This window comes from Burkholderia sp. Tr-20355 (assembly GCF_017104685.1).
In the GTDB taxonomy this organism is placed as follows: Bacteria; Pseudomonadota; Gammaproteobacteria; order Burkholderiales; family Burkholderiaceae; genus Burkholderia; species Burkholderia seminalis.
The window spans coordinates 1-8,941 of the sequence record NZ_JAAGPK010000234.1; the positions used below are offsets into that span (position 1 = coordinate 1).

7 protein-coding genes and 1 pseudogene are annotated in these 8,941 nt (G+C 70.0%); 3 read left to right on the forward strand and 5 right to left on the reverse strand.

Features of this window, described 5'->3' with window-relative positions:
• The 3 genes and pseudogenes from G3N62_RS32590 to G3N62_RS32600 all read left to right on the forward strand — a co-directional run.
• A pseudogene (locus G3N62_RS32590) lies at positions 1-305 on the forward strand (hydroxymethylbilane synthase); the annotation flags it as partial.
• Positions 305-2,275, forward strand: a complete 1,971-nt coding sequence (gene hemDX / locus G3N62_RS32595; RefSeq protein WP_124670960.1) for a fused uroporphyrinogen-III synthase HemD/membrane protein HemX — start codon at positions 305-307, stop codon at positions 2,273-2,275. The pseudogene G3N62_RS32590 and the gene hemDX, both read left to right, overlap by 1 nt.
• Before the next feature lie 2 nt (positions 2,276-2,277).
• Positions 2,278-3,465: a heme biosynthesis protein HemY gene (locus tag G3N62_RS32600; RefSeq protein ID WP_034186245.1), complete on the forward strand. Its 1,188-nt coding sequence runs from the start codon at positions 2,278-2,280 to the stop codon at positions 3,463-3,465.
• 65 nt (positions 3,466-3,530) lie between these two features.
• Here G3N62_RS32600 and G3N62_RS32605 read toward each other — a convergent pair whose 3' ends face one another.
• From G3N62_RS32605 to G3N62_RS32625, 5 genes are all read right to left on the reverse strand, one after another.
• Positions 3,531-4,757 (reverse strand): alpha/beta fold hydrolase, encoded by a 1,227-nt coding sequence (locus tag G3N62_RS32605; protein WP_124670959.1) that lies wholly within the window; start codon positions 4,755-4,757, stop codon positions 3,531-3,533.
• Entirely contained in the window at positions 4,754-5,164 is a 411-nt protein-coding gene (locus G3N62_RS32610) for a helix-turn-helix domain-containing protein (RefSeq protein ID WP_034186333.1), read from the reverse strand. The genes G3N62_RS32605 and G3N62_RS32610 overlap by 4 nt, the downstream gene beginning before the upstream one ends.
• 243 nt (positions 5,165-5,407) lie before the next feature.
• Positions 5,408-6,712 (reverse strand): MFS transporter, encoded by a 1,305-nt coding sequence (locus G3N62_RS32615; RefSeq protein WP_034186243.1) that lies wholly within the window; start codon positions 6,710-6,712, stop codon positions 5,408-5,410.
• 98 nt (positions 6,713-6,810) lie between these two features.
• On the reverse strand, positions 6,811-7,569 hold the full coding sequence (locus G3N62_RS32620; protein WP_124670958.1) for an SDR family oxidoreductase: 759 nt from the start codon (positions 7,567-7,569) through the stop codon (positions 6,811-6,813).
• 68 nt (positions 7,570-7,637) lie between these two features.
• Positions 7,638-8,941 (reverse strand): aldehyde dehydrogenase family protein (locus G3N62_RS32625; RefSeq protein ID WP_206141434.1); only part of this gene is annotated, 1,304 nt, incomplete at its 5' end.

Consider the following 8,941-nt stretch of genomic DNA (forward strand, 5'->3'; position numbering starts at 1 on the left):
TCGACCCGCGCACGGCGCTCGCGGTCGAGGCCGAACGGATGGTGTCGCGCGCGCTCGGCGGCAGCTGCGAGGTGCCGCTCGCCGCGCATGCGGTGTGGCGCGCGGGCGAGCTGTACCTGACGGGCCGCGTGTCGACGACCGACGGCAAGCGCGTGCTGACGGCCGAGGAGTGCGGCGCCGTGATGACGGTCGCCGATGCGCTCGCGCTCGGCCGTGCGGTGTCCGACGAACTCGAGGCGCAAGGCGCGCTCGACATCGTCCAGGCGCTGCTCGCGGCCTCGCAGGCCGGCAAGGGCGACGCCTGATGGCGGGCGGCGCGCGCGCGTTCACCGCTGTCCTGACACGTCCGGACGGCCAGTCCGACGCGCTTGCGTCGCAACTCGCCGAGGCCGGCTGCGACGTGCTCGAATTTCCGCTGATCGACATCGCGCCGGTCGACGACCCGGCGCCGCTCGATGCCGCGTTCGCGGCGCTCGCCGATTACGCGCTGGTGATTTTCGTGTCGCCGAACGCGATCGACCGCGCGCTCGCGCAGTACGGCGCGATCTGGCCGAACGCGTTGCCGGTCGGCGTGGTCGGGCCGGGCAGCGTCGCGGCGCTCGAGCGTCACGGCATCGCGGCGCCCGCGCACCGCGTGATCGCGCCGCAGGCGCCGGCCGACGGCGGCGTCCCCCATTACGATTCGGAAAGCCTGTTCGCGTGCATCGAGGCCGCGTTCGGCGGCGCGCAGGCGCTGGCGGGCCAGCGCGTGCTGATCGTGCGCGGCGACGGCGGGCGCGAATGGCTCGCCGACCGGCTGCGCGAGGCCGGCGCGGACGTCACGCTCGTCGCCGCCTACCGGCGCGTCGTGCCGGAGCCGCGCGTCGGCGCATGGGAGCGCGTGCACGCGCTGCTCGATGGCCAGCCGCATGCGTGGCTCGTCACGAGTTCGGAAGGCGTGCGCAACCTGCACGAGCTGGCCCGCGCGCACCTGAACGATGTGGAGATCGACGCGCTGAAGCATGCGCCGCTCGTCACGCCGCACCCGCGGATCGAGCAGACCGCGCGCGCATTGGGTTTTGATAGGATTACGCTGACCGGCGCGGGCGATGAGCGCATCGTCCGCGCGTTTCGAACGATGGCCGACGAGGCCGTCCAACCGGCGACAGCCGTACCGGTGACTAAACGCATGACAGATACCAACGATTCCAAAAGCGTCGCTTCCCAGCCGGCCGCTGCATCCGCACCGCCGCCCAGCCCCCCTTATCTCGCGCCCGAGCCGCACGCGCGCCGCGGCGGCAGCGCGGTGCTGTGGTTCGTCGTCGTCGTGCTCGGCTGCGCGGCCGGTGTCGGCGGCTATGCGCTGAACCGCAAGATCGACCGGCTCGACGGCACGTTCGTCGCGCGCCAGAAGGCGCTCGACGCGCAGACGGCCGAAACGCGCATGAAGACCGAGCAGGCGCTCGCCAGTACGCACCAGGTCGACACGCAGCTCGCGCAGCTCGACGGCAAGCTCGCCGACGCGCAGAGCGCGCAGCAGGCGCTGCAGCAGCAATACCAGGACCTGTCGCGCAACCGCGATGCGTGGATGCTCGAGGAAGTCGACCAGATGCTGTCGAGCGCGAGCCAGCAGCTGCAGCTGACCGGCAACACGCAGCTCGCGCTGATCGCGCTGCAGAACGCCGACGCGCGTCTCGCGACGTCGCAGAGCGCGCAGGCCGTCACGGTGCGCAAGGCGCTCGCGCTGGACATCGAAAAACTGAAGGCCGCGCCGGCGGCCGATCTCACGGGCCTCGCGATCAAGCTCGACGACGCGATCGCGAAAATCGACGCGCTGCCGCTGTCCGGCGAGGCGATCGTGCCGCATGCGGCGCCGAAGGCCGCGCCGGTTGAAGCCGCTTCGTCGGCGGTAGCCGGCGAGCCGCGCTGGAAGGTGTGGTGGCACGACTTCTCGGCCGGCCTGGGCCAGCAGCTCAAGGGCCTCGTGCAGGTGCGCCGGATCGACAACGCGGACGCGATGCTCGCGTCGCCCGACCAGGGCTACTTCGTGCGCGAGAACGTGAAGCTGCGCCTGCTCACCGCGCGGCTGTCGCTGCTCGCGCGCAACGACAGCGCGATGAAGGCCGACCTGCACGCCGCGCAGGCGTCGCTCGGGAAGTATTTCGATCAGGCATCGAAGGACACGCAGACCGTCGAGGATCTGCTCAAGCAGGTTGACGGCGCGTCGCTGACGGTCGCGGTGCCGAACCTGAACACCAGCCTGAACGCCGTTCAGCAGTTCAAGAGCCGGGGGTAACGATGACGCTTCGAGGAATCGTCTGGCTCGCGGTCCTGTTCGCGATCGCCGCGGCGCTCGCCACCGTCGGCCGTTTCGACGCGGGGCAGGTGCTGCTCGTCTATCCGCCGTACCGGGTCGACGTGTCGCTGAACCTGTTCGTGATCGCCATCGTCGTGCTGTTCATCGTCGTGTACGCGCTGCTGCGCATCGTGCGCAACATCTGGCGCATGCCGCAGCGGGTTGCCGCGTATCGTGCGCGTTCGCGCAACGAGAAGGCGCAGGCGTCGCTGCGCGATGCGATTTCGAACCTGTACGCGGGCCGCTTCTCGCGCGCGGAGAAGGCCGCGCGTGAAGCGCTGTCGGTCGACGCGAACCTGGGCGCCGCGAGTCTCGTCGGCGCCACGGCCGCGCACCGGATGCACGAGTACACGCGCCGCGACGACTGGCTGTCGAAAGTCGATGCGCCGGAATGGCAGGACGCACGGCTGCTCGCCGCGGCCGACATGCGCGCGGATGCGCGCGATGCCGACGGCGCGCTCGCCGCGCTCGCCGACATGCAGGCCGGCGGCAAGCGCATCCATGCGCAGCAGGTCGCGCTGCGTGCGCAGCAGCAGTTGAAGAACTGGGCCGAGGTGCTGAAGCTCGCCAAGGCGCTCGAGAAGCGCGAGGCGCTGCATCCGGCCGCGGCCGTGCGGTTGCGCCAGCAGGCGGCGGAAAACCTGCTGCGCGAACGCCGGCACGACCCGGACGCGCTGCTCGAAGTGTGGCAGTCGCTGTCGCCGGTCGAGCGCCAGTCGCCGCGTCTGGCCGATCTCGCGGCCGACCTGCTTGTGCCGCTCGAGCGTCGCAACGAAGCGCGCCGCATCGTCGAGGACGCGCTCGCGCACAACTGGGATGCACGCCTGTTGCGCCGTTACCCGGATACGGCCGGCGCCGATGCGCTGCCGCTGATCCAGAAGGCGGAAGGGTGGAAGAAGGATCACCCGGACGATGCCGACCTGCTGTTCGCGCTCGGCCGCCTCTGCCAGCAGCAGCAGCTGTGGGGCAAGGCGCAGTCGTTCCTCGAATCGGCGTTGAAGCTGGCCGACAACGACGCGCTGAAGGTGCGGGCGCATCGCGCGCTCGCGCGCCTGTTCGAGCAGCTCGGCGAAACCGACAAGGCGGCGAAGCACTATCGCGAAAGCGCGCTCGCGATCACCGTGGTCTGACGCGGCGGCTGCGCCGCGCAAGACGCCCCGAACGCCAGGCGGCCTTCGGGGCTTTTTTTCGTCCGTCATGCGCCGAGCCTGCGCAGCAGGTCCGCCTCGCTCGCGACGAACCAGACCGACTCCCCGCGATTGGACTCGCGAACGAGCGCGCGCAGCGCTTCGCTGCGCGCGAGCCGGCGGTCGATGTCGCCGACCACGCCGAGCCGGACGCCGTAGTTGACGAGCTTCTGCAGCACGGTGCCGGCCAGCCCGCTGTCGAGCCGGTAGAAGTCGTCGTGCAGCGCGTCCGCGGCGATCGCGATCCAGTCGGCTTCGTGCTCGTGCGCAAGCGCGACGAGGTCGAGCGCATCGCTTTCCCGCCGCACGAGGCCGGCACAAGGATCGCGGACCAGCACGCGGCTGCCGGCTGCCTGAACGATTCGGTGGTGCATGTCGATCGGTTTCGTCGAGATGAGAAACGCGAGCACGTTGTCGCGCTGCCCGCGGATGAAGTGACGCTGCTCGGGAAGCATCAGGACCTGCGCGTGCGGCACGAGACGCGTCAGGCGATCGTGCGTGTCGCGTGAATCGAGCAGCGCGTCGCGACCGCCGACGATCGCCAGGACGGGCGCGGACAGCGTGCGCAGCGTCGCGTCGTCGAATACCGGGATCGGTTCGAGGCGCGGGCGAAACCCGCGATCGACGGCGCGCATCAGTGCGAGCGCGTCACGTTCGGCCGGCGTCGACGCGGGCGGCAGGCGGCCGAGCACGCGCCGTCGCACGCAGGCGCGCCCGACCTCGCCGAGCAGCAGCAGCGGGAGTGCCCACCACAGAAACGGCTTTTGCCGGCCGATGCCGGACGGGCAGAGCAGCACGAGCCGCGTCACGCGCGCGGGCCGGCGCAACGCGAAGTCGAGCGCCGTGCGCGCGCCGAGCGAGATGCCGACGAACGCGGCGCGCGACACCTGCAGGCCGTCCAGCACGTCGTCGAGCCATTGCGCGTACGCGTCGCTTGCCAGCGGCGGGCGCGACGGCGCGCTCGGCCCCGCTTCGCCGATCACGTCGATCGCGTAGAGCCGGAAGTGCGTCGACCATGCGGCCGCGTAGTGCTGCCAGCTGGCCGCCGTCGTCTGCGCGCCATGGATCAGCAGGACCGGCGGCGCGTGTTCGGGGCCGCAGGCGATCACGTGCGTCGCGCCGTGGCGCGTTTGCACCGTGATGCGCCGATGGCCGGCCGGCCAGTGCGACAGCGCGGCCGCGTAGGCGGCGCGAATCGCGCGTGCGTGGCGGGGCGACCGGAAGATCGCGCTCATGTCCCGCTTTTCTGCAGCAGCATGTCGAGCGACGACATCAGCGCCGCCGTGTCGGCCGGCGTCGCGGCGACGACGACCTTGACCAGGCTCGAGGCGGGGTCGAACGTGACGTCGATCCGCACGGGATCGACGTACGACGTGCGGCCCGACGCCATCGCGTGCAGCGACCGCGACAGGTACTGGTGCAGCGATTGCGACGCGTCGGGGATGTCGACGATGCTGGTGACGCGCACCGCGCGCGGAGCGGCGGCCGGCGCCGCCGGCGCGAACGCGGCGAGGTCGGTGTCGAGGATGCGGTACGCACGGCCGACCCGCGTCGCGCGCAGCTTGCCGTCGCGAATGAACCGCAGGACGGTCTTCGGATGGACGCGCAGGCGTGCGGCAGTGTCTTCGACGGTATGGAACATGGTCGGCAAATAATTCCCTGAATGTTCTTTATTGTTCCATATATATAGGAGCATAAGGGAATAATTTGATGGATAAGGTGCCATCGTCCGTCTGGCGTGGCGTCCGGTCGATCCGCGTGGCGCCGGTCCGAAAGCAAAAACGCCCCGGCGACCGGACGGATGCCGGTCGCCGGGGCGTTTCGGTGGAGGCAGTCGGTCGGCCGGCGCGCTCCGTGTGCCCGGTGTGCGGTTACGCGCCGCGCATCACTTGTCGACCAGCCGCTTCGGCACCGACAGCGCGAGCAGCCCGCCGAGCACGAGGAACCCGGCGAGCATGTACATGCCCGCATCGTTGGCGCTCGTCGCCTGCTTGAGCCAGCCCATCAGGTAGGGGCTCAGGAAGCCGGCGAGGTTGCCGATCGAATTGATCATCGCGATGCCGGCCGCGGCGGCCGTGCCGCCGAGGAAGGCGGTTGGCAGGCTCCAGAACAGCGGCAGCGTCGTCAGGATGCCGATCGTCGCGAGCGTGAGGCCGAACATCGCGAGCGCGGTCTGGTGCGCCCAGATCACCGACAGCACGAGCCCGAGCGCGCCGATCGCCGCCGGAATCGCGAGGTGCCAGCGGCGTTCGCGGCGCTTGTCCGCGCTGCGCGCGATCAGGATCATCGCGACCACCGCGGCCGCATACGGAATCGCCGACAGCAGGCCGATCATGATCGTGTCGGTCACGCCCGTCGCCTTGATGATCGTCGGCAGCCAGAAGCCGACGCCGTAGAGCCCCATCACGAACGAGAAATAGATCAGCGCCATCAGCCATACGCGCGGGCTCGACATCACCGCGCCGAGCGACAGGTCCTCCTTGGTCGCTTCCTCCGCGTCGACGTTGCGGGCGAGCAGCGCCTTCTCCTCGTCGGTCAGCCACGTCGCCTTCGCGATCCGCTCGTCGAGCGTGAAGAACACGAGCACGCCGGCGAGCACCGACGGGATGCCTTCGAGCAGGAACAGCCATTGCCAGCCATGCCAGCCGCTCACGCCGTCGAACGCCTTCAGGATGAAGCCCGAGATCGGCCCGCCGATCACGCCGGACAGGGCGACGGCTGTCATGAAGAACGTCGTCATCCGGCCGCGCCGGTGCGCGGGATACCAGTACGTGAGGTAGAGGATCACGCCGGGGAAGAAGCCCGCTTCGGCGACGCCGAGCAGGAAGCGCATCACGTAGAACATCGCGGGCGTCGTGACGAACATCGTCAGGATCGAGATCACGCCCCAGGTCGCCATGATGCGCGCGATCCACACCCGCGCGCCGACCTTGTGCAGGATGATGTTGCTCGGCACTTCGAACAGGAAATAGCCGAAGAAGAAGATCCCGGCGCCGAGCCCGTACACGGTGTCGCTCAGGTTCAGGTCGCTCGCCATCTGCAGTTTCGCGAAGCCGACGTTCACGCGGTCGAGATACGCGACCACGTAGCACAGCAGCAGGAGCGGCACGAGCCGCCACGAGACCTTGCGGTAGGTTGCTTCCTCGAATGCGCCGGACGAGCCCGGCAGCGACTGCGTCGATGTTGCCATGTTGTCTCCAGTCCTTGTAGTTGGCCGGAGCGGGCGCAGCGGCGCCCGATCCGGTTTCGTGCGAAGCAATGGCGTGATTGTCGTGCCGCCCGTTACGACTAGATGCAGCGCCCGCCGTCGACTTCGAGGCACACGCCGGTGATGAACTCGGCCTCGTCGGATGCAAGGTAGAGCGCCGCGTTCGCGATGTCCTGCGGCGTCGAGAAGCGGCCGAGCGGGATCGTCGCGAGAAAGCGGCGGCGGTTTTCCGGCGTGTCCTCGCAGCCCATGAACTCGGTCATCAGCGCCGTCTCGCCGAGCACGGGATTGATGCAGTTCACGCGGATGCGGTCGGCGCCGAGCTCGGCCGCGAGCGACTTGCTCGCGGTGATCATCGCGCCCTTTGTGCTGTTGTACCAGACGAGGCCCGGGCGCGGCCGCACGCCGGCCGTCGACGCGACGTTGACGAACACGCCGCCGCCCTGGGCGCGGAAGTACGGCACGAAGGTCTGCACGCACCAGAACAGGCTCTTCATGTTGACCGCGTACACGCGATCGAACTCGGCTTCCGTCACGTCGAGCACGGGCTTGTTGCGGTGCGTGGTGCCCGCGTTGTTCACGACGATCTGCACCGCGTGGAAATCGTCGAGCGCGGCCTGCAGCAGCGCATGCCAGTCGTCCTGCCTCGACACGTCGCCGGGGACCGCGATCGCCTTGCCGCCCGCGAGCGCGATCTCGCTCGCGACGCGCTCGGCCGCCGCGCCGTTCAGGTCGTTGACGACGACGTTCGCGCCTTCGCGCGCATACGTCTTCGCGATGCCTTCGCCAAAGCCCGAGCCGCCGCCCGTGACGATGGCCGTCTTGCCGCTCAACCGCATGGTGTGTCTCCTGTGCTGGTTATCAGAATCGTCGTGCGTCATGTCGCGACCGGCCGCCGCCGGCGCGTTCAGCCGTGGCGGATCGCGATCGTCTTCAGCGCGGTGAAGCCGTACAGCGCCTCGAAGCCTTTTTCACGGCCGTGGCCCGAGTGGCCGACGCCGCCGAACGGCAGCTCGACGCCGCCGCCCGCGCCGTAGTTGTTGATGAACACCTGGCCCGCGCGCAGGCGGCGCGCAAGCCGCATCTGGCGCGCGCCGTCGCGCGTCCAGATGCCCGCGACGAGGCCGTATGGCGTGCCGTTCGCGAGCGCGACGGCTTCGTCCTCGTCGACGAAACGCATCGCGGCGAGCACGGGGCCGAACACTTCCTCCTGCGCGAGGCGGTGCGACGGCGGTACGTCGCGCAACAGCGCCGGGGCCTGGTAGAAGCCGCTTTCGGGCGCATCGGCGACGACCTGCCCGTGCGCGGCCATCGGAATGCCGTCGTGCTGCGCGTCGGACAGGAAATCCCACACGCGCTGCTGCTGCTTCGCGTTGATCAGCGGGCCGCAGTCGAGATCGGCGCGGCTCGGGCCGACGCGCAGCCCGTTGAACGCGGTGGCGAGGCGCTCGACGAGCGGCTCGTACACAGCGCGCTCGATCAGCACGCGGCTGCCGGCCGAGCAGGTCTGCCCGCCGTTCTGCACGATCGCGGACACGAGCACGGGCAGCGCCGCCTCGAGATCGGCATCGGCGAACACGATCTGCGGCGACTTGCCGCCGAGTTCGAGCGTGACGGGCACGTGGTTCTCGGCCGCCATCTGCGTGACCAGCTTGCCGGTGGCCGGCGAACCCGTAAACGAAATGTGGTCGATGCCCGGATGGCGCGCGAGCGCGGCACCGGCTTCGTGGCCGTAGCCGGTGACGATGTTGAGCGCACCGGCCGGCAGGCCGGCTTCGGCGGCGAGTTCGGCGACGCGCAGCACGGACAGGCACGCATCCTCGGCCGGCTTGACGACGCACGCGTTGCCGGCCGCGAGCGCCGCGCCGACGCTGCGCCCGACAATCTGCATCGGGTAGTTCCACGGCACGATGTGGCCCGTGACGCCGTGCGGCTCGCGCACCGTCAGCACCGTGTAGCCGGCCTGGTAGGGGAGGGTTTCGCCGTGCAGCTTGTCGGCGGCGCCCGCGTAGAACTCGAAGTAGCGCGCGAGCGCGGCCGCGTCGGCGCGTGCCTGCTTCAGCGGTTTGCCGGTATCGCGCGCCTCGATCGCGGCGAGTTCCTCGATCGAATCGGTCACGCGCGCCGACAGCCGCATCAGCACGCGGCCGCGTTCGGCGGCGCTCGCGGCGCCCCACGGGCCCGCGAACGCGTCGCGGGCCGCGGCGACCG

Coding starts and splice junctions, on each gene's coding strand:
- hemDX (WP_124670960.1), top strand. CDS start 305: ATGGCGGGCGGCGCGCGCGCGTTCACCGCTGTCCTGACACGTCCGGAC.
- G3N62_RS32600 (WP_034186245.1), top strand. CDS start 2,278: ATGACGCTTCGAGGAATCGTCTGGCTCGCGGTCCTGTTCGCGATCGCC.
- G3N62_RS32605 (WP_124670959.1), bottom strand. CDS start 4,757: ATGAGCGCGATCTTCCGGTCGCCCCGCCACGCACGCGCGATTCGCGCC.
- G3N62_RS32610 (WP_034186333.1), bottom strand. CDS start 5,164: ATGTTCCATACCGTCGAAGACACTGCCGCACGCCTGCGCGTCCATCCG.
- G3N62_RS32615 (WP_034186243.1), bottom strand. CDS start 6,712: ATGGCAACATCGACGCAGTCGCTGCCGGGCTCGTCCGGCGCATTCGAG.
- G3N62_RS32620 (WP_124670958.1), bottom strand. CDS start 7,569: ATGCGGTTGAGCGGCAAGACGGCCATCGTCACGGGCGGCGGCTCGGGC.